This window comes from Modestobacter sp. SSW1-42, assembly GCF_046635825.1.
Taxonomy (GTDB): domain Bacteria; phylum Actinomycetota; class Actinomycetes; order Mycobacteriales; family Geodermatophilaceae; genus Modestobacter.
This window is the reverse complement of record NZ_JBISCA010000003.1, coordinates 172,299-198,633: the sequence shown is the minus strand read 5'-3', so window position 1 is coordinate 198,633 and position 26,335 is coordinate 172,299. Positions and strand designations below refer to the sequence as shown.

21 protein-coding genes are annotated in these 26,335 nt (G+C 74.6%); all 21 read right to left on the bottom strand.

What is annotated here, in order from left to right; translation table 11 throughout:
- Positions 1–14: 14 nt before the first annotated feature.
- Positions 15–1,001, bottom strand: a complete 987-nt coding sequence (locus ACGBYP_RS11185; RefSeq protein ID WP_411584022.1) for a sugar phosphate isomerase/epimerase family protein — start codon at positions 999–1,001, stop codon at positions 15–17.
- 9 nt (positions 1,002–1,010) lie between these two features.
- Entirely contained in the window at positions 1,011–1,964 is a 954-nt protein-coding gene (locus tag ACGBYP_RS11180; protein WP_411584020.1) for a sugar phosphate isomerase/epimerase family protein, read from the bottom strand.
- Positions 1,964–2,740, bottom strand: a complete 777-nt coding sequence (locus ACGBYP_RS11175; protein WP_411584018.1) for a TIM barrel protein — start codon at positions 2,738–2,740, stop codon at positions 1,964–1,966. Before ACGBYP_RS11175 ends, ACGBYP_RS11180 begins: the two co-directional genes overlap by 1 nt.
- Before the next feature lie 169 nt (positions 2,741–2,909).
- Positions 2,910–3,554 (bottom strand): TetR/AcrR family transcriptional regulator, encoded by a 645-nt coding sequence (locus tag ACGBYP_RS11170; protein WP_411584016.1) that lies wholly within the window; start codon positions 3,552–3,554, stop codon positions 2,910–2,912.
- A 43-nt stretch (positions 3,555–3,597) separates the two neighbouring features.
- Entirely contained in the window at positions 3,598–4,542 is a 945-nt protein-coding gene (locus tag ACGBYP_RS11165; RefSeq protein WP_411584015.1) for a hypothetical protein, read from the bottom strand.
- Entirely contained in the window at positions 4,539–6,002 is a 1,464-nt protein-coding gene (locus tag ACGBYP_RS11160; RefSeq protein WP_411584013.1) for an MFS transporter, read from the bottom strand. The genes ACGBYP_RS11165 and ACGBYP_RS11160 overlap by 4 nt, the downstream gene beginning before the upstream one ends.
- Entirely contained in the window at positions 5,999–8,455 is a 2,457-nt protein-coding gene (locus tag ACGBYP_RS11155; RefSeq protein ID WP_411584011.1) for a beta-glucosidase family protein, read from the bottom strand. The genes ACGBYP_RS11160 and ACGBYP_RS11155 overlap by 4 nt, the downstream gene beginning before the upstream one ends.
- Positions 8,452–9,549, bottom strand: coding sequence for an LLM class flavin-dependent oxidoreductase (locus ACGBYP_RS11150; RefSeq protein ID WP_411584009.1), 1,098 nt, complete (start codon positions 9,547–9,549; stop codon positions 8,452–8,454). The genes ACGBYP_RS11155 and ACGBYP_RS11150 overlap by 4 nt, the downstream gene beginning before the upstream one ends.
- A gap of 33 nt (positions 9,550–9,582) precedes the next feature.
- The gene (locus ACGBYP_RS11145; RefSeq protein WP_411584007.1) at positions 9,583–10,743 is read right to left on the bottom strand and encodes a flavin reductase; all 1,161 of its coding nucleotides are present in this window, start codon (positions 10,741–10,743) and stop codon (positions 9,583–9,585) included.
- 157 nt (positions 10,744–10,900) lie between these two features.
- A complete protein-coding gene (locus ACGBYP_RS11140) occupies positions 10,901–12,466 on the bottom strand; it encodes an FAD-dependent oxidoreductase (protein WP_411584005.1) in 1,566 nt (521 codons plus the stop codon).
- A 22-nt stretch (positions 12,467–12,488) separates the two neighbouring features.
- On the bottom strand, positions 12,489–12,878 hold the full coding sequence (locus ACGBYP_RS11135; RefSeq protein ID WP_411584003.1) for a DUF6379 domain-containing protein: 390 nt from the start codon (positions 12,876–12,878) through the stop codon (positions 12,489–12,491).
- Positions 12,878–13,885, bottom strand: a complete 1,008-nt coding sequence (locus ACGBYP_RS11130) for a sugar phosphate isomerase/epimerase family protein (protein WP_411584001.1) — start codon at positions 13,883–13,885, stop codon at positions 12,878–12,880. The genes ACGBYP_RS11135 and ACGBYP_RS11130 overlap by 1 nt, the downstream gene beginning before the upstream one ends.
- Before the next feature lie 225 nt (positions 13,886–14,110).
- Entirely contained in the window at positions 14,111–14,944 is an 834-nt protein-coding gene (locus tag ACGBYP_RS11125) for a carbohydrate ABC transporter permease (protein ID WP_411583999.1), read from the bottom strand.
- A gap of 5 nt (positions 14,945–14,949) precedes the next feature.
- Positions 14,950–15,900, bottom strand: coding sequence for a carbohydrate ABC transporter permease (locus ACGBYP_RS11120; RefSeq protein ID WP_411583997.1), 951 nt, complete (start codon positions 15,898–15,900; stop codon positions 14,950–14,952).
- 48 nt (positions 15,901–15,948) lie between these two features.
- Positions 15,949–17,211: an ABC transporter substrate-binding protein gene (locus ACGBYP_RS11115; protein ID WP_411583995.1), complete on the bottom strand. Its 1,263-nt coding sequence runs from the start codon at positions 17,209–17,211 to the stop codon at positions 15,949–15,951.
- A 229-nt stretch (positions 17,212–17,440) separates the two neighbouring features.
- Complete coding sequence (locus ACGBYP_RS11110; protein ID WP_411583994.1) at positions 17,441–18,715, bottom strand: ROK family transcriptional regulator; 1,275 nt, start codon at positions 18,713–18,715, stop codon at positions 17,441–17,443.
- Positions 18,716–18,873: 158 nt separating this feature from the next.
- Positions 18,874–21,294, bottom strand: a complete 2,421-nt coding sequence (gene ppsA, locus ACGBYP_RS11105; protein ID WP_411583993.1) for a phosphoenolpyruvate synthase — start codon at positions 21,292–21,294, stop codon at positions 18,874–18,876.
- Positions 21,295–21,307: 13 nt separating this feature from the next.
- Positions 21,308–22,186, bottom strand: coding sequence for a pyruvate, water dikinase regulatory protein (locus ACGBYP_RS11100; protein ID WP_411583992.1), 879 nt, complete (start codon positions 22,184–22,186; stop codon positions 21,308–21,310).
- A 322-nt stretch (positions 22,187–22,508) separates the two neighbouring features.
- Positions 22,509–23,162 carry a hypothetical protein gene (locus tag ACGBYP_RS11095; protein ID WP_411583990.1) on the bottom strand — a complete coding sequence of 218 codons (654 nt, stop codon included), beginning with the start codon at positions 23,160–23,162 and terminating at the stop codon, positions 22,509–22,511.
- Positions 23,163–23,355: 193 nt separating this feature from the next.
- Positions 23,356–23,754 carry a nitroreductase/quinone reductase family protein gene (locus tag ACGBYP_RS11090; protein WP_411583988.1) on the bottom strand — a complete coding sequence of 133 codons (399 nt, stop codon included), beginning with the start codon at positions 23,752–23,754 and terminating at the stop codon, positions 23,356–23,358.
- A 165-nt stretch (positions 23,755–23,919) separates the two neighbouring features.
- Positions 23,920–26,334 carry an HAD-IC family P-type ATPase gene (locus ACGBYP_RS11085; protein WP_411583986.1) on the bottom strand — a complete coding sequence of 805 codons (2,415 nt, stop codon included), beginning with the start codon at positions 26,332–26,334 and terminating at the stop codon, positions 23,920–23,922.
- Position 26,335: the final 1 nt, after the last annotated feature.

The following is a 26,335-nucleotide window of genomic DNA, read 5'->3' as shown; positions in this document are numbered from 1 at the left end:
CCTGCGGACGTGGGTCACCGCGTCGCGCCGCCGGCCTCCACGAGCGGGCGGAGCTCGCGCTGCACCGTGTAGCCGGCCACCAGCGCGCTCTGCGCCGGGTGCGGGCTCTGGTCGCTCTCCACCACGACCCAGCCCGCGTACCCGGCCGCGACGAGGGCGCGGGTGAGCGCCGGGAAGTCGACCAGCCCGCCGTCGGTGCCGGGCTCACCGAACCAGCGGGGCACCTCCCGCGCGCCACCCTGCACCCGCACCGAGTACTCCGCGTGCGGCTGCAGGTACTCCTGCGCCTCGTCGACGGCGAACGCGTCCTTGAACTGCACGTGCCAGACGCGTCCGGCGTGCCGCTGCAGGACCGCCAGCGGGTCGATGCCGGCGACCGTCAGCTCGCCGGTGTCCAGCGTCAGCCCGACGAGGCCGGCGTCGGTGGCCGCGAGCAGGTCGTCCAGCGTGCCGGGACGGCGCAACCAGGACAGGAAGTCCACGTGCAGCGCGGTGCGCACACCGTGGCGCGCGGTGGCCCGCCCGACGGCGTCCCAGCAGGCGGCGAGCCGGCCGACGACGTCCTCGGCGTCGGCCGGCACGTCCCAGCCCGAGGGCGCGGCCCGCACCGACAGCACCGTGCCGCCGAGCTCGGCCAGGGCGGCGGCGAACCACTCGGCCTTCTCCACGATCCCGGCCACGTCCCCCTCCACCAGCGGCGACAGCGCCGCCGTCAGCGTCTCGTGGAACCGCTGCTGGGGGTCGTAGAACCAGGCCGGGACGGCGTCCACCCGGCAGTCGGTGAGGAACGCGCGGAACCCGGCGAGCGACCCGAAGTTCGCCGCCACCTGCTGCGGGTTGCCGAAGGGCTCCCACCGCCCGCTCGCCGCCGTCAGCTCCACACCCGTGAACCCGGCGATGGACATCGTCTTCAGTGCCCGCTCGTGCTCCTCGCGGCGCACGAAGTCGTCGAACTGGGGCTTCCACTGGTTGAGCGCGTAGCCCCACTGGATGTCGGTCATGTCGCGCCCCTACCGGTAGATGTTCTCGAGGACGTTCTTGGCGTACCAGCGGGAGACGGCCGTGGCCTCCGAGTAGTCGCCGCCCTGCTTGTTGGCCTTGTCGTGCTCGACGCTGATCCAGCCGCGGTAGCCCTCGTCCCGGACGGCGGTCATCATCGCCTCGAAGTCCACCCGGCCCTCGGGCGTGCCCATCTCGTAGAACCACTTGCCGGTGGTCGGCGCCATGATCTCGGAGTCCGGCCGGTGCCGGTGGTCGTCGCCGGTCGCGACGTCGTGGGTGTCCTTGAAGTGGAAACCGCTGACCCGGGACGCGTGCCGCCGGTAGAGCGCGACCGGGTCGACCGAGGCGATGCAGTGCTGGGCGGTGTCCAGGAAGAGGTGGACGTACTCCGGGTCGGTGTAGGAGTAGAACGTCTCGATGTCGGCCTCGGACTGGATGCCGCAGAAGAACTCGTGGTGGCAGGTGAGCTTGACGCCGTACCCGGCGGTGATCTCCCCGACCTTGTTCCACAGCTCCGCGGTGGTCTTGAGCTTGTCCTCGGTGACCGGCTCCATGTCGTGGTACAGGGTCGCCGGCATCACGATGATGTTGTCCAGCTGGATCTCCGACCAGCGGCCCATGGTGACCCGGAAGTCCTCGAGGATGTTCGCGTGCGTCTCGGGGACGTGCGGGGCGTAGGTGCGGACGTCGTAGTCGGCGGCGTGGAAGGTGTTCACGATCCGCTCCAGGCCGTGGTCGGTGACCATCTCCTGGTACTTCGCCGGGCCGCCGTAGTCGCCGTACATCTGCCAGATGCGGAAGTCGAAGGTGTCGATGGCGTCGAAGCCGACCGCCTTCACCTGCTTGAGGAACGCCGACATCGTCTTGTGGGAGTGCCACTGGTCGACCGGCCCGGACGGGCCGTTGCTGCGCCAGTGGTCCATGTAGCTCCACTTGACCGCGCGCTCGGTCGGGGCGCTCATCACGCGTCCGCCGCGACGGCGCGGACGTGGGCCACCGAGGCCGTCGTCTCCGTGGTCGGGACGTACTCCAGGCCGATCGGGCCGTCGTAGCCGGCGGCGCGCAGGTCGGCCAGGCGCGCGGCCCAGTCGACGTCCCCACTGCCCGGCTCGCCGCGCCCGGCGACGTCGGCGACCTGCACGTAGTGCACGAGGTCGCCGGCGTTCGCGAGCTCGGCCACGGGGTCCTCGCCCTGGGTCAGGGAGTGGTAGAGGTCGTACAGGAGGCCGAAGGAGTCCGACCCGACCGCCCGGGCGACCAGGACGGCGTCGGCGGTGAAGTCCAGCAGTGTGCCGGGGTGGTCGACCCGGGTGTTGACCGGCTCCAGCACGAGCGCGACGCCCGAGCCCTGCACCCGCTCGACGGCCTGGGCGTAGATGCCGACCAGCCGCTCGTGGTTGACCGAGCGCTTGGCCCCACCGAACCCGACGCCGGACTGCAGCACGATGCGCGGGCAGCCGAGCGTCCGGGCGGCCTCGACGCCGCGGTCGAGCCCCTCGAAGAAGGCGTCCATCGTCTCCCACGGCAGCGCGAAGTTGGTGCGTGGCTCGGCCAGCACGGCCGTCATGGACACACCGGTGTCGGCCAGCGCCTGCGCGATGGCCGGCACGTCCTTCTCGGCGGTGCCCCACATCTCGACGGCGTCGAAGCCCGCGGCCGCGGCCGCACGGACCCGGTCGGCGTGGGCGGGCCCGGCCTCGGTGAAGAGGAGCTCGATGTTCGGGGACAGTTGGTACACGTGGCCTGCTCTCGGTCGGCGGTGGGGGACGTCGGTGTCGGACCCGGGGTCGAGCAGTGGCGCGGCGGGGCGTTCGACACTCCGCCCACTAGATCAGAACCGGTGTTCGGATTCTATTCTCTGGCAGGTGCTCCGCTCAAGTCCTCGAGCGGTGCGGCGTCGCGGTGGCTCAGCCGCGGGGGGCGCCGGTGAGGAAGGCGGTGACCATCTCGGCGAGGTCGTCGAGGATGACGTCCCAGTCCCCCTCGCCGGCCGCGTCGGGCGCGCTGCCCAGGCCCAGCCAGCGGGCGAGCACGCTGTAGACCACCGTGCAGCTCCAGGCGGCCGCGCGTGCGGGCTCGGGGTGGGTGATCTCGTCCCGCGCGAGGAGCGCTGCGCTGAAGGCGTCGCTGAACTCGCGGTAGCTGCGCTGGCCGAGCTCGGCGATGACCGGGTCATGGGGGCCCATGACCATGAAGGGCGCCAGGACGCCGGCGTTGCGGCGCAGCAGGTCCCCGGCGGTGTGCACCAGCCGGCTCACCGTCTCCGGGAAGGTCTCCCCCTCTGGCGCGTCGGCGGTCAGGGCCTCGGTCTGCTCGACCGACATCCGGGTCATCTCGCGCGCGTGCGCCGTGCGCAGCAGGTCGTCCTTGCTGTCGACCCGGCCGTAGATCGAGCCGGTGGAGACCCCGGCCCGCTCGGCCACCTCGGCGAGGGTGAACGTGGCCGCGCGCCGCTCCACCAGCAGCGACACCGCGGCGTCCACGGCCCGGTCGAAGGACAGCCGGCTGCGCTCCTGCTTGGGCTCGCGGACGTAGGCGTTGGTGTTCTCCACGCCGCGACCGTACGGAAGGCGCCTCCCCCGTGTCGTCACGTCCTCACCGGACCCGCCGGGCCCGGACGCCCGGCCCCAGCCGCGTCGCCCACGGGCAGGGGAAGCCCAGGCGGGCCGCCGACTCGCGGACCGCGGCAGCCACGTCCTCCACCCGCGCGGCCGGCACCAGGGCGAGCACCGGGCCCCAGAAGGCCGCCTCCACCAGCCGCGCCCCGGCGGCGCCGGCGCCCAGGGCCGCGGCCACCGTCGCCTCGACCTGCGCCGAGGACAGCCGCAGGTCCTCGCGGGCGCCGACGTGCGAGGCCGTCATCAGCTGCCCGACGGCGTCCAGGTCACCGGCGCGCAGGGCGGCCACCGCCGCGGTGACCCGGGCCTCCTCGGCCGCGGACCACCGGGCCAGGCGCGCGTGCCTCCCGCCGGCGGCGTGCAGGCGGCTGCGGCCCGCGGCCGGAGCCGGGTCGCGCTGCCCGGAGTCCAGCAGCAGCAGGGACCACCCGCCGGCGCCGACGCCCGGTGGGACGGGGACGCAGACCGCCCCGTCGGCACGCACGGCCACCGCGGTGCCGGGGCCGGCGAGGGCGGCCTCGAGCTCCGCGGCCACCACCCCGCGCGCCGGCCCGCCGGTGGCCGGCCCCGCGCCGGGCTGCTGCGCGGCGAGGCCACGGGCCACGCGCTCGGCGGAGGGTCGCAGCAGCGGCGGCACGGGCGCACCGTCGTCCTCGGCCAGCAGGTCCGTCCCGCCTGCCGGCCACCGCCCGACGGCGACCAGCGCGCGGCGGTCCACGGTGGTGAACACCGCGGCGGTCCGGCCGGGCTCGGCACCACCCAGCAGCGGCAGGACCGCTGGCACCGACCACACCGCGCCGGGTGCGCGCCCGGTCCGGGCGGTGACGTCGGCGACCAGCCGGTCGGCCGCGGTGGCCGCGGTGGCCGCGCCCCGGTCCTCCGGCGAGCAGGCGAGCGGGGCGGCCCGCAGGGTGCCGGTCATGCGCCCGGCACCGGTGCGGGGCGGGCGGCGGGACGGGACGCCCGCGGGAGGGCCGACCCGCCGAGGGCCGCCAGCACCATGACCGCGGCGCCGCAGAGCAGCGCGACGCCGAAGCCGGAGGTGGTGGCCGCGTCCTCCGGCACACCCCCGCCGGCCAGCAGACCGGCGGTGCGGGTCGCGGCGAGGGTCACCAGGGCCGCCAGGCCGACGGCGCCGCCGACCTGCCGGGCGGTGTTGAGCAGCCCGGACGCCAGCCCGGCCCAGTGCGGGCCGACCCCGGAGGTGGCGGCGACGGTCAGCGGCAGCCCGGAGACCCCGAAGCCGAACATCACGGCGAACAGCGGGACGGCGACGGGCAGGGCGTACCCGGCGTCGGGGTCGATCGCCGACAGCCACGCCAGCGCGGCGCCGCTGAGCAGGCACCCCCCGATGAAGGTCGTCTTCGCCCCGCGGGCCACGAGGCGGGAGGCCGCCCACGCCCCGGCGGCGATGCCGGCGGCACCGGGCAGCAACGCCACCCCGGCGCGCAGCGGGCTCATGCCCAGTACCTGCTGCAGGTGCAGGGACAGGAAGAACATGGTCGCCGGCAGCACCCCGCCGATGAGCGCCGACAGCCCGTTGGCCAGGGCCAGCGACCGGATCCGGAACACCGCCAACGGCACCAGCGGGTGCGCCGCCCGGCGCTCGCGCAGCACGAACCCGGTGAGCAGCACGACGGCGGCGGCCAGCAGCGACAGCGTCGGGGTCGACGTCCAGCCGCGCTCCTCGCTGACCACGATGGCCGCCACCAGCGCCGCGGTGCCGGTGGTCACGGTGGCCGACCCGGGCAGGTCCAGCCTGCCCCGCAGCGGCTGCCGGACCGCTCCGGGCAGCGCCCACAGCGCCCCGGCGACGAGCAGCGCCCCCAGCGGGACGTTGACGAAGAAGACCCAGCGCCAGCTGAGCAGCCCGGTCAGCACCCCGCCGATGACGCCGCCGAGCGCGCCGCCGGCCCCCGCGCCCGCGGTGAGCGCGGCCAGCGCGCGCGCCCGCGCGGCGGGCTCGGTGAACGTGGTGGTCACCAGGCTGAGCGCGGTGGGCGCCAGCACCGCACCACCGAGGCCCTGCACCACCCGGGCGGCCACGAGCTGCCAGCCCTCCTGGGCCAGCCCCGCAGCCAGGCTGGAGACGGTGAACAGCAGCAGCCCCGCGATGAACACGGTGCGCCGGCCCAGCAGGTCCGCGGCGCGGCCGCCCAGCAGCAGGAAGCCGGCGAAGGTCAGGGTGTAGCCGTTGACCACCCACTGCAGACCGGGCGCCGACAGCGACAGGTCGGTGCGCATCGCCGGCAGGGCGACGTTGACGATCGAGACGTCCAGCACGCTGATGAACTGGGTGGCACAGGCGATCGCCAGGGCGATCCCCGTCCGGTTGCGCCGGCCCGGTGCCGCCTCCGGCGCGGCCTGGTCCGCGGCGCTCACAGGTCCACGGCCAGCTCGTGCGGCAGGTCCGCCGAGGAGCGGCCGACCCGGACCGCGTGCCGGCCGCCCGGCACGACCCAGCCGGCGCCGACGTCCCACCGCTGGAACGACCGCTCGTCCAGGGTCACCGCCACCCGGGCGCTCTCCCCTGCGCCCAGCCGCACCGCGGCGAACCCGGCCAGCCGCGCGGAGTCCTCGCCCGGGCCCTGCACGTAGACCTGGACCACGTCGCGGCCGGCCCGGGCACCGGTGTTGACCACCGTCACGCCGACCTCGGCGCGGACCACCGGCCCGTCGCGGTCGACCGTGAGCCCGGGCTCCCGCACCTCCCAGCTGGTGTAGCCCTCACCCGAGCCGAACGGGAAGCGGGCCGGGCGCCCGGTGCGCTGCAGGTGCCGGTACCCGACCGGCTCGGTGGCCGTGTAGTCCAGGGCCAGGTCGGCGTCGAGCTGCTCGCCCCAGGTGGAGCGGTCGGCGTCCTGCAGCGGCACGGTGACCGGCATCCGCCCGCCCGGCTCGCGGTCCCCGGCGAGCACACCGGCCAGCGCCGGCCCGAACTCCTCCCCGGGGAACCAGGCGAAGAGCACGGCGGCCACCTCCTCGGCCCAGGGCGCGTGCACCGGACGACCGGCGTTGACCACGACGACCGTGCGCGGGTTGACCGCCGCGACCGCCCGGATGAGCTCCTCCTGGGCGGCCGGCAGGGCGGAGTCCTCGAGGTCCCGGCTCTCCCGGGAGGTCTCCAGCACGTCACCGACCACCAGGACGACGGCGTCGGCGCCCGCCGCGGCACCGACGGCGCGGGCCAGGGCGCCCGCGGGCTGCGGGGCCAGACAGCCGACGGTCAGTGCCTGCACCCGCGAGCCCGCCGAGCGCATCTCGACCACCACGGTCACCGGCACCCCGGCGGTCAGCTCCACCTCGCCGGCGGTCATCTCCGCGCGGGCCACCTGGCCCATCACGTCCTGCGGCGCCGGCGCGGGCCGGTCGGCCACCGGGCGGCCGTCGACGGTCAGCGTGGTGTCCCCCGAGCCGCCGGCGCCCAGCAGGTGGACTCCGCTGACGGTCGGGGTGAGGACGGCGGTCAGCCGCAGCGAGCCGGGCCGGGTCGTCGGGCCGACCCCGGGCACGGTGCCGAACCAGATGAAGCTGCTGTCCCCGCGCACCTCGGTCAGGACCGGCTCGGCGCCGGCGTCGGCGACCCGGTGCTCGAGCAGCACGCCGGGGGTGCCGTCCGGGGCGGTCACCGCGAAGGCGCCCAGCGGCTCGGGCCGGGTCAGCGCGATGCCCGGCTCGTGCACGACCTCGCCGGCGAAGCGCGCGCGGAGGGCGTCCAGCGGCACGACCGGCGGGCGGTCGGGCCGGATCCGGCCGAAGGTCGCGCCCTGGTAGCAGGGCCGGTCGGCGTTGGGGCCGAGCACCGCGAGGCGGGCGGTGCCCGCGCCGTCCAGCGGGAGCACCGGCCCCTCGTTGCGGACGAGGGTGAACGCGGCGGCCGCGGCGGCGGCGAGCACGTCCGCGGCCTGCTCGCGGTCCACCTGCTCCCCGGGTGCGCCGACCACGCGGTCGTGCCCGGGCAGGGCCCCGACCCGGCCGGCCAGCCGCAGCAGCCGGAGGACGGCGTCGTCCACCCGCTCCTGCGGCACCTGACCGGCGGCCACGGCCGCGGCCAGCCGCGCGCCCAGGTGGATCGCCGGACCCGGCATCTCCAGGTCCAGCCCGGCCAGCGCCGGCGCGATCGTCTGCTTGAGCGCGAAGTAGTCCGAGACCGTGAGCCCGTCGAAGCCCCACTCGTCCTTGAGGACGCCCAACAGCTCCGCGTCCTCGGCGCAGGGCACGCCGTTGATGCCGTTGTAGGCGGTCATCACGCCCCAGGCGCCGGCGCGCACGGCCAGCTCGAAGGGGCGCAGGTAGACCTCCCGCAGGGTCACCGGGTCCACGGTCGCGCTCATCCGCTGCCGCTCGGTCTCGGTGTCGTTGCAGACCAGGTGCTTGGGGAAGGAGGCCACCCCCTGTCCCTGCACGCCCTGCACGAACGCCGCACCGAGCACGCCCGCGAGCTGCGGGTCCTCCGAGAGCATCTCGAAGGTGCGCCCGGACAGCCCGGTCCGCGCCAGGTTCAGGTTCGGCGCGTACACCCCGTCGAAGCCGCGCCGCCGGGCCTCCGACGCCTCGGCCGCGGCCACCGCCCGGACCACCTCGGGGTCCCACGTGGCGCCCAGCGCGGTGCCGCAGGGCAGCAGCAGGGAGGTGTCCCGCTCGTCGAACGTCGGGCTGACCAGGCCCAGCGGCCCGTCGACCAGCACGACCGGGCGCAGGCCCACCTCCGGGGCCGGCACGGTGCTCCAGCCGGTCTCCCCCGCCGTGAGCTCCGCCCGCCGCCCCGGCTCCAGCTGCGCCAGGACCGCGCGGAGGACGTCCTCGCCGGCAGCCGCACCCCCGGACGGCGTCACGCGGACCGGAACCGGGGCATGACGCGGGTGGCGAACAGCTCCATGGAGCGGGTGCCCAGCTCCTGCCGGCCCGGCGTCAGCGGGCCGCCCATGAACCCCCCGAGGAAGTTGCCGATGCCCAGGTCGCTGATCTCGGCCAGGTGCGCGGTGACGGTCTCGACGCTGCCGCGCAGGCACCAGGTGCCCTGGTACTCCGGGCCCCGGGCGTCCGGCGCGCGACGCAGGTCGACCCCGCTGAGCTCCTCCGCCGCCTTGTTCGCCTCGTACTCGTGGTCGATGGCCTCCTGGTACTCGGCCATCAGCTGCTGGAACTCCTCCTCGGCCTGCTCGTCGGTCTCGGCGACGTGCACGTGCTGGTAGGTGTGCGTCGTCCACTCCAGGGCGTGGGCGACCTTCTCCTCCGGGTGGCCGGCCGCCTCGAGGGCGTCGCGGTAGGCGGCGAAGTAGCGGCGCAGGTGCGGCATCGGGTCGCCGTCGAAGCCGGGCGGGGTGAAGGCCGGGATGAACGCCGGCTGGGCCTTCTCCGCTGCCCGCTGGACGCTGCTGGGACGCAGCGCCACGGACATGACCTGCGGGCCGTCCGGCGAGTAGGCCGCCGGCGCGATGCGGGAGACGACCGCGCCCTGGTAGCGGCCGTTGTCGAAGACGACCGGCTCGTCGGTGGGCTTCTTGGCCCACAGCCGCTCGACGATCTCCAGGTTGCTGATCGCCAGCTCCGCGGCGTCCTTGTAGTTGACCCCGAGGCCGATCATCTCCTCCGGGGTCGTGCCGCTGCCCACCCCGACCAGCACCTTGCCCTCGGTCAGCTGGTCGATGATGTTCAGCCGCTCGGCGAAGCGCACCGGGTGGTGCAGCGGGATGGTCTGCACCGAGAACCCGAGGTGCAGCCGGGGCAGCTTGGCCGTCAGGTAGGCGGCGAACATCATCGGGTCGCTGGCCGGCGGGGTGTAGCCGGTGAAGTGGTGGTCGGGCAGGAAGACGGCGTCGAAGCCGAGCCGCTCGGCGTCCGTGGCGTGCTGGATCATCGCCAGGGTCACCGCCCGGTCCTGCTCGGGGGCCATGGAGCGGCTGGTGAGGAATGCGGAGAAGTGCACGGCGACCTCCTGGTCGGGTCCGGACGGGTGGGGTCAGGCAGCGGTGCGGTCGGTCGCCCGGCGGGCCGCGTCGAGCAGCCGGTCCAGGCAGGTCGTGAGCCGGTCGGGGGTCTCCTGGCCGGTGAAGCCCATGAGGTGCAGCGCCAGCACCACCTGTCCGTCGCGGTCACGGACGGGCGCGGCGATCGAGGTGACGTCGGAGAGCTCTCGCAGCGGCCGGCGCAGACCGGGCTCGGGCCCCCGCTGCAGCAGCTCGCCGAGCACGTCGGCGACCCCGCCGGGGGCGTCGCGGCCGGACAGCGAGCGCTCGAACCGGTCGGCGCTGGCCCGGCCGGTGGTGACCTGGTGGCCGAGCGCGCGCACCGCGGCGAGGTCCGCGGCGCACCCGGAGGTGTCGGCGCCGGTGAGCCGGGCGCCCCGCGCCACCCAGGCCTCCTGGTCGGCGGCCGGGGCCCACGCGGCGAACAGCGGTGCGATCGGGGCGGCCAGCGGGAAGGTGCTGCCCACCCGGGTGTCGCTGCTGCCCCCCGCGGTGCCGATGCCGGCCGCCGCCAGCGAGACGACGGCGTCGTCCACGGCGGCGCTGACCAGGCACTCCAGCCCCAGGTCGGCCGACAGCCGCTCGGCCTCCGGGCGGACCAGGTCGGCCAGCCGGAGCTGCTCGGCGAAGCCGGGGCGCTCGACCTGGATCGAGGGCAGGGACGGCGAACCGTAGCCCCCGCGCAGGAAGAGCAGCGGCATCCCGGCACCCTCGGCCACGGAGATGCCGCGCACCCGACCCAGCACCATGTCGTGGTCGCCGGCCGGCAGGACGTCGGCGATGTCGCAGTCGATCTGCAGCACCGCGCCGCGCAGCGCCGGCGGGCGGTGCCGGTCCTCGACGCTGGTCCAGCGCTCGAACCGGTCGGGGTCCTTGGAGACGAACGCGCGGCAGACCTGCTCCTGGTCCGCGGCCAGCACGTTGACGCAGAAGCGCCCCGACTCCCGGATCAGCGGCCACGAGGTGCTGGCGCGGTCGGGCAGGAACCCCACCAGCGGCGGGTCCAGCGAGACGGAGGTGAAGGTCCCCACGACCATCGCCACCGGCGTGCCGTCGGCCTGCCGGGCCGTGATCAGCGAGACGCCGGTCGGGTAGTGGCCGAGCGCCCGGCGGAACCCCGCCGGAGCGGTGGCGGGCGGTGTGCTCGCGGGCATCCCGCTCCTCCTCGTCGTCGATGCTTCGAATCAGAATGTTGGTTCGGTTTTGTGACCGTAGAGTGCGCCAGGCAACTCGTCAACGGCCCCCACCGGACCGTCGTCGGCGCCGGGCGCGCCCCGCCGTCCGGGGTCGGTCGACCCCGGACGGCGGACGTCAGGCCTGCGCGCCCTCGGGCACCGCGCGCGCGTCGACCGGCGACCCGTCCGCGGCCAGCCGGCCCAACAGCGCGCGCGCGGAGAGGACCCCCAGCGCGACGGCGGTGACCGTCGGGTTGCAGGCGGTGGCCGTCGGGATGACGTTGTTGCCCCCGACGTAGAGGTTGTCGGTGCCCCAGACCCGGCCCGTGGTGTCGCAGACGCTGGTGCCGTCGTCGACCGGGCCCATCCGGGTCGTGCCCTGGTAGTGCAGCGACGTGCCCGCGGGCATGGAGAACGGTTCCCCGAGGGTCCGCCCCAGCGCCGCCGCCGCCCGGCGGATCTCCACCGTCGCCGCGGCGATCGACTCCTCGTCGGCCGCGGTGAGCGTGTAGTCGATGCGGATCGCCGGCATCCCGTGCTCGTCGAGCTCGCGCTCGTCGAACCACACCCGGTCGTCGGCCGACAGCTCCTTGCGGCAGAACCAGCCCAGCCCCACGACCTGCCCCGGCCGCACGGTCACGTCGGGCTCCAGGGGCACCGGCGACGCGTCCAGCTGCATCACCTGGCCGTGGAAGGGGCGGTCGGCTGCGTAGGGCACCCAGGACACCCCCGAGAGCGGGACGATCGCCCCGCCTCCCGGGGTCGTGGCCACCGACGTCGGGACCGAGCCCAGCCCCGCGGCATCAGCGGGGACGTGCTCCTCGGCCACCAGCGAGGCGAGCATGACCTGCGGCTGGTCGTTGAGGTAGCGACCCAGGGCCGGCGGGCGGATGCCGGAGGTCCACAGCAGCTGCGGGGTGCGGAAGGCGTCGCCGGCGACCAGGACGGCCCGCGCGGCCAGCACCTCGCTCCGACCGGTGGCGACGTCCACCACCTCGACCCCGGTCACCGTGGTGCCGTCGACCACGACCCGCCGGGCCAGGGTCCCGGTCCGCAGGGTGACCCGCGGCCGATCCCACAGGTCGCCGGCGATGACCGCGGGCCCGGTCCAGTGCAGCTGCCCGTCGGCCTCACGCCGCACCGCGACCGGCATCGGCCCGACCGGCCGGCGTCCGGGCCCGTCGAACACCCCGCCGAGCACCCGCAGCACCGCCGGGGTCAGCGGCGCCCCGTCGAAGGCGTGTGTGGTCACCGACAGCAGCTCGGCGGCACGCTCCAGGGCGGCGTCGAACTGCCCGCGGTCCAGGAAGTCGGGCACCTCGTCGTCACCGGGCAGCGGGCAGGCGGCCGTCCAGTGCGCGCCCATGCCGCCGACGTTGGTGGAGATGGCCGCGTTGGGCATGGCCGGGGTGCCGACCAGCGCCGTCCCCGGCCGGGCCGGGCGCCCCCCGGGCAGGGCGTCCCGGCTCGCCGGGAGCGCGGCCAGGGCCGCGTCGCGGGCTGCGGCGTCGGCGATGTTCTTCACGTGCCCACCGGGCGTCTCGCCGATCGCCTGGCCGGCCTCCAGCACCAGGACCCGCAGCCCGGGTCCCCGATCGGCCAGTTCCCGCGCCACCGCGGTGCCGACCGGGCCGGACCCGACGACCACGACGTCGTACCCGCCGGCCGGCGCGGCGCCGCCCCGTTCGTCCTGCTCGCTCATCGCTGGCGTCCCCCGGTCCGGGTCAGGCGCCGGCGAGGGTGAGCCGCTTGCTGTCGCGGCCCCCGCCCGGCACCGGCATGTAGGAGATGCGCAGCCGCACCGCGACGGCCACGTCGTGCTCGCCGGGCGCCAGCGGCTCGTCGGTGGTGAACGCCAGCTGCGCCCGCTCCCCCATCTCCCACCGGTCGTCGGTGGTCTGCGGCAGCTGGTCGAAGCCGTAGGTGTGGCCGTGCACCGTGAAGGTCGTGCGGGCCGCCGGCACCGGCCGGCCGTCCAGGACCAGGTCGACGGCCTCGACCATCGACAGGGCCAGACCGCGGTAGTAGGGCATGCGCACCTCGACGACCCCGCCGGGGCGGCCGTCCTCGCGGGCCCGGAAGCCCTCCTCGCAGACGATGTACTGGTCGAACATCAGGCGTCCTCTCCGGTGGTCTCGCCGAGCAGGCGGGCGAACATGGCGTGCTGACGGCGGACCTGCTCGACGCTGTCCACCGGGAAGGCGTCCTGGACGTGCCGGTTGCCCTCGTACTCACTGGACAGGTGGCCGGTGAAGCCACCCTCGACCAGGACCGGGACGATCTCGTCGTAGGGGATCGAGTACTCGACGCCCTCGTCGGTCATCTCGTAGAACTTCGCCTGCACGTGGCCGATGAGGCCCATGTGGTCGAGCATCGCCTTGGGCTCGGACCAGATGTAGTGCGTGGCCTGGCGGGCCAGCCCGAAGTCGACCGGGCCGCCGCCGCGGTAGTTGACGACGTCCATCAGGGCATGGGTGTCGCCGTGGTCGTCGTAGGTGGACACGATCAGGTCGACCAGCTCGGGCTTCGCGCCGTCGCGGAGCGCCCGCTCGCTCACGACGCGGGGGAACCGCCGCACGTAGGTGCCCATGTCCGGCATCAGGCCCAGCGCCGGGGACCCGGTCCGGTACATGACCTCCAGGTGCTGGAGGACCCACGGGTGCTCGTAGTGGAAGGGCGCGTGCACCTCGAGCAGCAGCCGGACGCCGGCCTCCTCGGCGTAGGGGGCCGCCGCCTCCATCACCTCCGGCGGGGTGTTGATGATGGCGCGCACCACCGGCGCCCCCAGCCGGACGGCGATGTCGACGTCCTGGCGGACCGAGGCGACCTGCTCCTCGAGGGTGAGCCAGCGGTCGGGGTGGCGCTTGGTGTCCAGGAAGAGGTCGGTCGCGGCCGGGTGGGTGCCGTACTGCCCCATCCAGCCGTGCCAGGTCTGCAGGAACTCGTCGGTCAGCTGCGGGTACCCGGGGATCGACTGCTCGGGGATGACCTCGATGCCGAGGGCCCCGCACTCCGCGGCGGCGCGGATGCAGTCCTCCAGCGACATCGTCCGGAGGAAGAACTCCTCCTGGTAGGAGTACAGGCTGACGCCCCGCTGGATGCGGTGGGCGGGTGTGGTCATGGAGGGCCTCGTCTCAGGCGGCCGCGACGACGGGTGCGCGCGGGAGGGGAACGGCCGGTCGGGAGGACGGGCCGGGCGGTGCAGGTGGACGGGTGGTCGACCCGTCGCCTGGGCGAGCGGCGACCCCCAGCTTTGTCCGGTGGCCGGATGAAGTCGAGCCCAGGCATCGTCACGCTGCTGATGGGTGCGATCGACGCGGTGGATGCCGCAGGAACCGACGGCGGGTTACTTGATCCCGCCGGCGAAGCCCTGGATGAACCGCTTCTGTGCGAAGAGGTAGAAGGCCAGGATCGGCACCATCGAGATGAGGACGATGGCGAAGATCTTGTTCCACGCCGAGACCAGCGAGCCGACGTAGTAGTACATCGACACCGGCAGCGTCTGGTTGTCCGATCCGCCGAGGAAGATCAGCGCGGAGAAGAAGTCGTTCCACACGATGAGCCCGGCCAGGATGGCCACGGTGCCGGTCGCCGGGGACATCAGCGGCAACACCACCCGCAGGAACACCCGCCCCGGGCTCGCGCCGTCCAGGGACGCCGCCTCCTCGTAGTCCCGCGGCAGGTTGCGGAAGAACCCGGCGTAGAGGAAGACCGCCAGCGGCATGAGCGTGCCGACGTAGAGCACGATCATCCCCCACATCGTGCCGACCAGACCGACCTGCCGGGCACCGATGTAGAGCGGCACCAGACCCAGCTGGGTGGGCAGCAGGATCGCGATGAGGAAGCCGTAGAAGGCGATCGTCCCCCAGCGCCGTGTGGTCCGGGAGAGCACGTAGGCCGCCAGTGACCCGAAGGCCACCAGGCCCAGGATGCTCCCCGCGGTGATGACCACGCTGTGCAGCAGGGCCAGCAGGATGTTGTTGTCCCCGCCGCCGGTCAGTACGTCGGTGAAGTTCTCCAGCGTGGGCCGCTTCGGCGGCGCGGAGGTGCTGGTGGTGAGCAGCTCCTCGCTCGGCTTGAGCGCGGTGGCGACCAGGAAGTAGAACGGCAGCAGGGTCAGCAGCGCGAAGACCCAGACGACGGCCTCGCGCACCGCCGTGGCCTTGGAGTACCGGAACACGGGCGTCACGCTCCCTGTGAGCGGTCTCGGGTGGCTGTCTGCTGCAGCACCGAGAACACCAGCATGATGAGGGTCAGCAGGAGGGCCAGCGCCGCGCCGAAGCCGAAGTTGCTCAGCGCGAACGTCTGCTTGTAGACCTGCGTGGCCAGCGTCTCGGTGGCCCCGGCCGGGCCGCCGCCGGTGAGGGCCATGACCTGGTCGAAGACGCGCAGGCCCTGGATGAGCATCAGGGTCGAGGCGATCGCGATCGAGGGCCGGATCGAGGGGATGGTGATGTGCCGGAAGCGGCTCCAGGTGCCGGCCCCGTCGATCGCGGACGCCTCCTCGATCTCGACCGGGACCGTCGCCAGCCCGGCCAGGAAGATCACCATCACCATGCCGGTGGTCTGCCAGGCCATCACGACCAGCACCGCCCACAGGGCCAGGGTGGGGTCGGCCAGCCAGGTGCGCGGCTCCATGCCCACCCAGCCGAGCACGCCGTTGAGGGGCCCCTTGAAGTCGAAGATGAACTTCCAGACGTAGGAGACCGCCAGCGGGCTGAGCACCACGGGCATGAAGAACAGCACGCGGAGCAGGTAGCGCGACTTCAGCGTCCGGTTGAGCGCCAGCGCCAGGGCCAGCCCGATCACGTTGGTCAGGACCAGGAAGCCGAACGCCAGGAACAGCGTGTTCTGCAGCGACCCGATCAGCTTGGGGTCGGCGAAGATCCGCCGGAAGTTGTCCAGGCCGATGAAGTCGAAGTCACCGATGCCCGTCCAGTTCGTGAAGGCGTAGACCGCTCCACCCGCGGTGGCCACGTAGTGGACCAGCACCACCATCAGGATGGCCGGCAGGGCCCACCACCACCGCCCGTAGGTGATCAGCGGCCCGGTGCGCCGGGAGCGGGGTCGTGCCCCGCCCCCGGCGGCCGAACTGCCCTCTCGCACGACCGGGGTGGTCCGCATCGTCGCAGTCATCGTCAGTCAGTCCCTCGGATCGGGTCGGGAGGACGGTGCTCGAGGGTCCTACTGGTCCCACGCCGCGTCGACGGCGGCGAGCGCGGAGGGGATGTCCCCCTGGCCGGTCAGCAGCCCCTGGACGCCGGTGGACAGCGCGTCGTAGACGCCGGGGTTGGGCCAGGACAGCAGCGGCAGCGGCGAGTAGTCGCCGGCCTCGAGCAGGTCGGCCACCGGGGCATACACCGGCGCGAGGTTCTCGTCGGGACCGGTGATCGCCACGCCACCCTGCAGCTCGGTGAAGGTCTTGGAGTTCTCCGGCTGCGCGGCCCAGGCCAGGAAGTCGATGGCCGCCTGCTTGGCCCCGGGCTCGGCCTTGGCGTTGACCGCCAGCGCGTAGTTGGGGCTGGCGAACATGTAGGGGTCCGCACCCGTCGGCGCCGGGAACGGCTCGACCTCGAACTGCGCACCGGGGGTGGCCTTGGCGAGCTCGGTGGCGGCAGCGCCGGGCACGAAGGCGGCGTACGAGCTGCCCTGGGTCAGCCCCTGGGTGATCGCGTCGAAGCCGCCACCGGCGGCGCCGTCCTGGAAGCAGCCGGCCTCGTTCATGTCCACGACCGTCTGCAGGGTGTCCTGCCAGCCCTTGCTGTCGGCGAAGGACACCGAGCCCTCGGCGCGCTTCTCGTTCCAGTCCGGGTCCTCGGCGTAGACCCGGGTCGCCGAGATCGACATGGTCATCAGGCCGGCGTTCTGCGGCACCGACCCGGCGATGGCGAACATCGACTTGCCCTCACCGAGGGTCTTGCAGGCCTCGATCATGGCGTCGAAGTCCCCGGGCACCTGGACGCCGGCCTCGGTGGCGGCGCCGGCGTTCCACACCATGCCGACCGGGACGAGGTCCGTGGGCTGGGCGTAGGTCTTGCCGTCGATCTGGAAGAGGTCCTCGTTGCCCTCGGGGATCAGGTCGGTCGAGCTCTCCCCCAGCGGCTCGATGTAGCCGGCCTCGGCCAGCGGGAGCACCGCGTTGGAGTTGCCGGCGCCCGGGGAGAACATCATCAGGTCCGAGGCGTTGCCGCCCTGCAGCTGCGTGCGCACGGTCAGCCCGTAGCTGTCCGGCGGCAGCCCCTGCGTCTCGATCTCCACGCCGGTGGCCTCGGTGTAGGCGTCGGCCAGCAGCTGCCAGGGGCTCTCGCCACCGCTGGCGTTCTCGAAGGTGAAGGTGAAGCTGTCCGCGGCGGCGGCCGGACCGCCGGCCACGTTCGCGTCGTCGCTGCCACCGCACCCGGTCAGGGTCAGCGCGCCGACCGCGGGTGCAGCCAGCAGGACGCTCACGCGGCGGAGACGCCAGGGGCCTCGCTGTGTCATGGGGGGACCTCTCGTGGTGCACCGCGTCGTTGCGGTACAGGACTACGTGATGACCACCACAGCCTTCTGCCTATGACCGGAGGAAGTCAATGGACCAGAACCGACGACCTCCTGATGCCGAGCATCACCTCCGCTGATGGACTCCCCCGCCCGGCGACCCGGGTGGATGCCGGTCGCCCAGCTGGGGCCCGACGGGTCAGGCCGAGAGGTCCTCGTCGCCGACACCGGCGAGCTCCGGCCGGCCGGCCGGCGACCGGTCGTCGAGCCAGGAGGAGAGCTGGTCGCGGGAGAAGAGCTCACCGACCGCCAACTGGACGGCGCCGGTCACGCCGGCCACCTCCTCGTCGACCGCCGACAGCTCCACCCGCAGGCGCTGGCCGGTCAGCGAGGGCACGCGCGCCCGCACCGCCTCACCGATCGAGGTCAGGACGTGCTCGCCGGCGCGGGCCATGCCACCGCCGATGACCAGCAGCTCCGGGTCGAAGACGCTGACCAGGGTCGCCAGGCTGTCCCCGAGCAGGAGGCCGGTGCGGCGGAGCAGGGCGCGCGCGGCCGGGTCACCGGCGTCGGCCGCCAGGGTGACGTCCACCGGCCGGATCCGGCCGCTCTCCCGGAGCACCGTCAGCAGCGCCTCGCTCTGCCCGCACTCGGCCAGCAGCCGGGCGTTGCGGGTCAGCGCCGTCCCGCCGGCGACCGCCTCGAGGCAGCCGGTCTGCCCGCACGCGCACATGACGTCGGAGGACTCGGCGACGGGGATGTGCCCGATCGCCCCCGCCAGGCCGTTCGCGCCGCGGTAGACCCGCCCGTCGACGACCACCGCGGCGGCGATGGTCGACCCGCCGCCCACGTACAGCAACTGGGCCGCCCGCGCGGCCACCGGGTTCTGCCACATCTCACCGAGCGCCAGCAGGTTCACCCGGTCGTCGACCCACGTCGGCGCCGACCAGTGCCGGGCCAGCCGCGCCCGCAACGGGTGGCCCGCCCAGCCCGGCATGTGCGGTCCGGCCAGGAGGTCACCACGCTCGAAGGCCACCGGGCCGGGCGTGCCCACGCCGACGGCCCAGACACCCCCGGTGAGCCCGGCCTCCCGGACCAGGGCGTCGCCCATCCGCTCGGCGGCGGCCAGCGTGTGCTCCGGGCCGCTGGTGACGGGGGCGTGCTCGTGCCGGACGGCCAGGATGTCGCCGGCCAGGTCCGCCAGGCCCACCACCAGCTCGTTGGAGGCGATGTCGACGCCCAGGACGTGCCCCGCCTCGGCTCGCAGACGCAGCCGCCGCGGGGCCCGGCCGCCGGTGGAGGGACCCAGGCCGTCGCTGGCGACCAGCCCGGCCTGCTCGAGCTCGGCCACCCGCTGGGCGACCACGCTGCGGCCGAGGCCGACCCGCTCGGTCAGCTCGGGCTGGGTGATGCCCTGGCCGGTGCGGATCGCATCGAGGACGGCGACCAGCCCGGTGAACCGCTCACTGGGCATGCAACCGCTCCCCTGGTCGCCGGAGGTCACCGGAAGTCGCAGGCAGCAGCGTACCGACACGAGATCGTCCCGCCCAGCAACCGGGTCGCCCGGGGACGGGCGCGCAGCAGCACGGCCCCGGTGCCGTCCTGCCGCGCGCCGGGCGCTCCGACCGCAGGTCAGGCCGTCGAGGCGACCCGCGCCAGGTGCAGCCAGGTGTCGACGACGGTGTCCGGGTTCAGCGACATCGACCCGATCCCCCGGGCCACGAGCCACTCGGCCAGGTCGGGGTGGTCGCTGGGGCCCTGGCCGCAGATGCCGACGTACTTGCCGCGCTCCAGGCAGGCGGTGATCGCCATCTCCAGGACGGCGAGCACGGCGGGGTCCCGCTCGTCGAAGCTGCCGGCCACCAGGCTGGAGTCGCGGTCCAGGCCGAGCACGAGCTGGGTCATGTCGTTGGAGCCGATGGAGAACCCGTCGACGTGCTCGAGGAACTGCCCGGCCAGCAGCGCGTTGGAGGGCAGCTCGCACATCATCACGACCTTCAGGTCGTTGTCCCCGCGCCGCAGGCCGTGCTCGCCGAGCAGCCGGACGACGCCCTCGATCTCGGCGACGGTGCGCACGAACGGGATCATGACCTGCACGTTGGTCAGGCCCATCTCGTCACGCACGTACCGCAGCGCCTCGCACTCCATAGCGAAGCACTCGGCGAAGTCGGCCGACAGGTACCGGGAGGCCCCCCGGTAGCCCAGCATCGGGTTCTCCTCGTGCGGCTCGTACTGCTCGCCGCCCAGCAGGTTCGCGTACTCGTTGGACTTGAAGTCGCTCATCCGCACGATGACCGGCTCGGGCGCGAAGGCCGCGGCGATCATCGAGACGCCCTCGGCGACCCGCCGCACGAAGAAGTCCCGGGCCGAGGGGTAGGCGGCGATGCGCTCCTCGACCTGGGCCTTCAGCGGTGCGTCGAGGGTGTCGAGCTCCAGCAGCGCGCGCGGGTGGATGCCGATCTGCCGGTTGATGACGAACTCCAGCCGGGCCAGCCCGACCCCGGCGTTGGGCAGCCGGGAGAACGCGAACGCCTGCTCCGGCGTCCCGACGTTCATCATGATCTTGGTGGGGATCTCCGGCATGGCCTCCAGCGAGGTCTCGGCGACCTCGAAGCCCACCTCCCCGGCGTAGACCAGGCCGGTGTCGCCCTCGGCGCAGGAGACGGTGACCGGGTCGCCGTCGCGCAGCGCGCGGGTCGCGGTCCCGGTGCCGACGACGGCGGGGATGCCCAGCTCGCGGGCGATGATCGCCGCGTGGCAGGTGCGCCCGCCCCGGTTGGTCACGATCGCCGAGGCGCGTTTCATGATCGGCTCCCAGTCGGGGTCGGTCATGTCGGCGACCAGCACGTCGCCGGGGGCGAAGGAGTCCATCTGGTCGATGTCGGACAGCACGCGCACCGCGCCGGCGCCGATCTTCTGCCCGATCGCCCGCCCCTCGACCAGCACCTCCCCGCTGCCGGTGAGCCGGTAGCGCTCGGTGGTGGTGCCGGCGCGCGACTGCACCGTCTCCGGTCGGGCCTGCAGCACGAACAGCTCGCCGGTGAGGCCGTCCTTGCCCCACTCGATGTCCATCGGCCGGCCGTAGTGCTCCTCGATCCGCACCGCCTGCCGGGCCAGCTCGGTGACCTCGTCGTCGGTGAGCGACAGCAGCCGGCGCTGCGCGGGGTCGACGTCGACGAACTCCGTCGTCCGGCCGACCTCGGCGTGCTCGGTGTAGACCATCTTGGTCGCCTTCTCCCCCACGCCCCGCTTGAGCACCGCGGGCCGGCCGGCGGCCAGCGCGGGCTTGTAGACGTAGAACTCGTCGGGGTTGACCGCGCCCTGCACGACGCCCTCCCCCAGCCCGTAGGCCGAGGTGACGAAGACGGCGTCCCGGAAGCCGGACTCGGTGTCCATGGTGAACATGACGCCGGACGCCCCGACGTCCGAGCGCACCATCCGCTGGACGCCGGCCGACAGCGACACCGCCTCGTGGTCGAAGCCGTGGTGCACCCGGTAGGCGATCGCCCGGTCGTTGTAGAGCGAGGCGTAGACCTCCCGCACGGCCTGCAGCACCGCGTCGATGCCGCGCACGTTGAGGAAGGTCTCCTGCTGCCCGGCGAAGGAGGCGTCGGGGAGGTCCTCGGCGGTGGCGCTGGAGCGGACGGCGAAAGAGGCCTCGGCGTCGTCGCCGGCCAGCTGCGCGTAGGCGGTGCGGATGTCGGCCTCCAGCGCCGGCGGGAAGGGCTGGTCGACCACGAGCTGCCGGATCTCCGCTCCGGCGGCGGACAGCGCCCGGACGTCGTCGGTGTCCAGCGCGCGCAGCCGGTCGGCGATCCGGGCGGCCAGGCCGGTGTCGCCGAGGAACCGCTGGTAGGCCGCGGCCGTGGTCGCGAAGCCGTCGGGGACGCGCACCCCGGCGTCGGCCAGGTGGGAGATCATCTCGCCCAGCGAGGAGTTCTTGCCGCCGACGACCTCCAGGTCGCCCAGTCCCAGCTCGGCGAACCACCGGACGTTGTCCTCGGGTGCGTGTCGGTCGGGTGCGGTGGCCTCGGGTGCGGTCTCGGTGCTCATGACAGGTCCTTCCTCATCGGGCGGGGCGGGACGACGCGGGTGCACCCGGCCGGCGGCGCCGGCGGGCCAGGGTCTGGATCACCACGGCGGCTATCTCCTCGACGGAGGCCGCCGAGGTGTCGACCGTGGGCAGGGAGTGGGTGTCGTACATCGCTGTCGCCCGGCGCAGCTCGGCACGGCACTGCTCCTCCGAGGCGTAGCGCGAGTCGGGGCGGCGCTCCTGGCGCACCCGGCTGAGCCGGGCCACCGTGGTGGTCAGCCCGAAGCACCGGTCGGCCAGCTCGCGCACCGGTCGGGGCAGGTCGGTGGTCTCCAGGTCCTCGTCGACGAGCGGGTAGTTGGCGACGAACAGCCCGTGCTGCAGCGCCAGGTACATGGCCGTCGGGGTCTTGCCGCACCGCGAGGGGGCCAGCAGGACGACGTCGGCGCGGTCGAGCCCGCGGGGGCTGAGCCCGTCGTCGTGCTCGATGGCGAACTCGATCGCCGCCATCCGGTCGTTGTAGCGGCGCACGTCACCCACCCCGTGCAGCCGCCGGGCCTCGCGCAGCCCGGCCACCCCGAGCTGCTCCTCCACCCGGGCCATGTGCAGGCCGAAGAAGTCGATGACCGGGGCCTTGGTGCGCAGCAGCTCGGCCCGCACCTCCTCGACCGCGGCGGTCAGGAACACCAGCGGCGGCACCGGGCCGGCCATCACCTCGTCGAGCTGGGCGACGACCTCGCGGGCCATCTCCACGGTGGAGATGAACGGGACCAGCGTGCGCTCGAACTGCCGGTCGGGGAACTGGATGAGCAGTGCGTTGCCCATCGTCTCGGCGCTGATCCCGGTGCTGTCGGACAGGAAGAACACCGGGACGACGTCGTCGGGGTCACCGGCCGAGGACGGTCCGCTCACCGGACGCCGCGGCCCGGCGCCGGGGCGCACGGCCCGGACGTCCTGCCGACCCGACGGACGTGCGCACACCGGCCGGCGCGCGTCCCCCGGCAGCTCCCGCGCGTCGTCGCAGCCGAGGGGCTCATCGGACCTCCGTCCTGGGGGCCTGGGGACCGCGGCGCCGTCGGCCGACGGAGCGCCGGTCTGGACCCCCGATCGACCGGCTCGCCGAAGCCTAGCCCACGAGTTCCAGACGTATGAGACGTCTGATCCTTGACCGCGATCCGCGGGGACGGCCGCGTCGCGGGGCGCCCGGATCCTGGCGCCGGACGACGCCCCGGGGTCACCTGGGAGGTGGCGGTCCGTCCGGGAACGCCGACGACCCCGGCCGCAACCACTCCCCCGCCTCGGCCGGGTGGCGGCGGGTCAGCTCCTGCGCCACGGCCGCCCGGAGGCGGAGGGCGTCGGACCGCCGCTGCGGGTCCCCGGCCTCCGCCGCGCCGTCCGTGGACCGCCACTCCTCCAGCAGCGTCGCCGTCGTCAGCCCGCCGACCAGGTCGCCCAGCAGCTCCTCGTCCCGGCCGGCGGACGACGCGTCGTGCCCCCGGCGGTCCAGCTCGGCGATCCAGCCGACGAGCGCGACGACGCCGAGGAGCAGGAGCAGCACGTTGGCCGCCACGCCGACAGGGCCGAGCGCCGCGGCGCCCAGCACGTAGGGCACCACCAGCCCTCCGCCCGCCCCCACGAGGACCACTGCCCGGCGGGCCGTGACCTCGTCCGGGAAGCCGGGGCAGACGACGGCGGCCTGGAGGGCCGCGGCCGCGGCCGCGAAGGGAGCGGCCACCAGGGTGGCCACCGGTGGGCTGAACAGCGCGCCGAGCAGGGCGACCGGGACCGAGACCGCCACCGCGGCACGGCGGCTGGCCCGGGGCACCACCGCGAGGACGCCGTCCGCGCGCCACCGCCGCGCACCGGGGCCGATCGACGTCGGGTGCATGCGGGCCTCCTCCTGGTCGTCCCGGGCCGCGGCGGTCCAGGCGGCCCGCCGGCCGTGGACCGGGGGCCCGTCGTCTCCGGCCGTCAGCCTCGCCCCGCCCGGCGACCGCCACCAGGGCCGGAGGTCGCGGCCGCGCGGGCCGATCGGCTCTGCACCGGGCGTGGGCGTGCCGGAGGGCGCGCCGGGGCAGCGGTCACGTCCGGTCCGGCGGGGTCAGGACGACGACCGGGCTCCCGCCGGGCACGTGCCCCCGCGGGAAGGTCCGGCGGTAGGCCTCCAGCGCGGCGGCGTGCCCGGGGTCTCCCGGGGACAGCCGGCGCGCGCTGCGCCGCTGGTCGCCGCCCCCGGCGCGGACGAGCACCTCCGCCGGGTCCGCACCGAAGTTGCGCCACCAGGTCTTGCCCCCGGCTCCGCCGGCCACCACGACCAGGTCCTCCCCTGCCGGTGCGGCCATGACCGGCAGCTCGAACCGGCGGCCGGTGCGCCGCCCGGTGTAGGACAGCAGCACCAGGTGCCGGCCCAGGAGCCGGTGCGCCCGGCTGTGTCCCAGTGCCCGGACGACCGGGTTGACCAGGTGGTTGCGGGCCCACATGGACGGCGCCTCCTCGCCCCGGGTCCGCCCACGTCGGCGGCCTCGGCACCGACCCTGGCAGGCAGCGGCGGAGCCCACCGGGGCCGGAGGTCCTCGATCCGTGGGTCGATCGCCGCCGGACACCGGCCGGGCGCACGATGTCCACCCGCTCGGTCCCGGGGACCGTCAGCGGACCCACCGCTGCGTCGCGCGGTGGGCGAGTTCCACCAGCAGCGCCCCGCCCGCCCCGACGGCCAGGCCGATGGTCAGCGTCGGCACCGACACCTCGAGCAGGACGATCGACCGGGCGACGGCGGGGACGGCGACACAGAGGCAGGCCAGACCGGCCATGAGGGCCAGCAGGAGCGCCTTGCCGCGGGTGAGCGGCCGGGCGAGGACGCCGAGCGTCCAGAGCGCCACCAGCAGGACCACGACGGTCGCCGTCGTACGCGCCCCGGCCGGGCCGACCTCGGGCACCGTCCACCGGGTGACCGCGTAGCCGGCGTACGCCGCGGCCCCGGTGAGCACCCCGGTCGGCACCGAGAACACCAGGACCCGCCGGAGCAGGCCGGGCAGGTAGCGCCGGCTGTTGGGGGCGAGCGCCAGGAAGAACCCGGGGACGCCGATCGTGCAGGTGGAGACCAGGGTCAGCTGGACCGGCGCGAGCGGATAGGCGCCGAGGGTGAGCACGGTGATCAACGCCAGGAACAGCGCGTAGACGTTCTTGACCAGGAACAGGTTGGCGGCCCGCTCGATGTTGGCGATGACCCGCCGCCCCTCGGCGACGGCCTCGGGCAGGTGGGCGAACCGGCCGTCCAGCAGGACCAGCTGGGCCACGGCGCGGGTGGCGGGTGAGCCGTTGCCCATGGCCACCCCGATGTCGGCGTCCTTGAGCGCCAGGGCGTCGTTGACGCCGTCCCCGGTCATCGCCACCACGTGGCCGCGGCTCTGCAGGGCGGCGACCATCGCCCGCTTCTGGTGCGGTGTCACCCGGCCGAAGACGCTCCCCGCCTCCATCGCCGCGGCGAGCGCGCCGGGGTCCTCGGGCAGGGTGCGGGCGTCGACGGCGTCCACCGCCCCCGTCACACCCGGCACCCCGACCGCGGCGGCGACCGCGCCCACGGTGCGCGGGTTGTCCCCCGAGATGACCTTGAGCGCCACGCCCTGGGCGGTGAAGTAGCGCAGCACCTCGGCCGCGTCCGCCCGGATGCGCTCGGCCAGCACCACCAGCGCCACCGGCCCGAGGTCCGCCGGCAGCTCGGCGTCCTGTGCGCCCGACGTCCAGCGCGCGGTCGCCCGGGCCAGCAGCAGGACCCGGCGCCCCCGGCCGGCCAGCTCGTCGGCCCGCGCCCGAGCGGCCGCCCCGGCGGCCGTGGTCGTGGCCGGCAGCACCATCTCCGGCGCTCCCAGCACCCAGGTCGAGGCCTCCTCGCGCACCGCCGACCACTTGCGGGCGGAGGAGAAGGGCACGAGGTCGGTGGGCACGGGCCCCCGGAGCGGGAAGACCGCCGCGAGTGCGGCGGCGGTCGCGTTCGCCGGGTCGCCGGCTGCCAGCAGCCCCAGCGCCCGCGGTGCGTCGACGGCTGCCGTGGGCGTGAGCTCGACCAGCTCGTCGAAGCGGACGTCGCCGTGGGTCAGCGTCCCGGTCTTGTCCAGGCAGACGACGTCGACCCGGGCCAGCCCCTCGACGGCGGGCAGCTCCTGCACCAGCGTCTGCCGCCGGGCGAGGGACACGGTGGCCACCCCGAACGCCAGGGTGGTGAGCAGCACCAGCCCCTCGGGGACCATCCCCACGAGCGCGGCGACCGTCCCGGTGACGGCGTCGCGCCAGGTCGGGTTGTCGCTGGTGCGGAACTGGCTCCACAGGACCGCGGGGCCGACGACGAGCAGCACGAGCGAGATCCACCGGAGCAGCCGGTTCGTCGCGGCCACCAGCTCGGAGCTCGTGGTGGTGAACCGGCGTGCCTCGGTGGCCAGCCGGGCGGCGTACGCGTCGTCGCCCACGGCCGTGGTCTGCGCCAGCCCACGGCCGGCGACGACGATCGACCCGGAGAGCACCGGGTCACCGGCGGCCTTGACCACCGGCTCGGACTCCCCGGTCAGCAACGACTCGTCGACGGTCAGACCCGTGGCGTCGCGCACCACGCCGTCGGCCGTCACCTGGTCGCCGGCGCCCAGGGAGAGCAGGTCGTCGAGGACCACCTCGGCCACCCCGACCTGCCGGTCGGCGCCGTCGCGCCGCACGCGCGCCCGTGGGGCGTCGAGCACGGCGAGCCGGTCCAGCGTCCGCTTGGCCCGCAGCTCCTGGACGATGCCGATCGCCGAGTTCGCGACCACGACCCCGCCGAAGAGGGCGTTCTGCCACTGGCCGGTCAGCGCGACCAGCACGAACAGCGCGGCGAGCAGGCCGTTGAAGAACGTGAGGACGTTGGCCCGGACCACCTGACCGACCGTGCGGCTGGTCCGGGTCGTCGTCGCGTTGGTCTGCCCGGCAGCGGCCCGCGCGGCGACCTCCGCGGCGGAGAGCCCCGCGGCTGCCGTGGGACGGCGGGCCAGGACGCCGCGGTGAGCGGGTCCCTCGACGTCCGTGGCCAGGTCCACG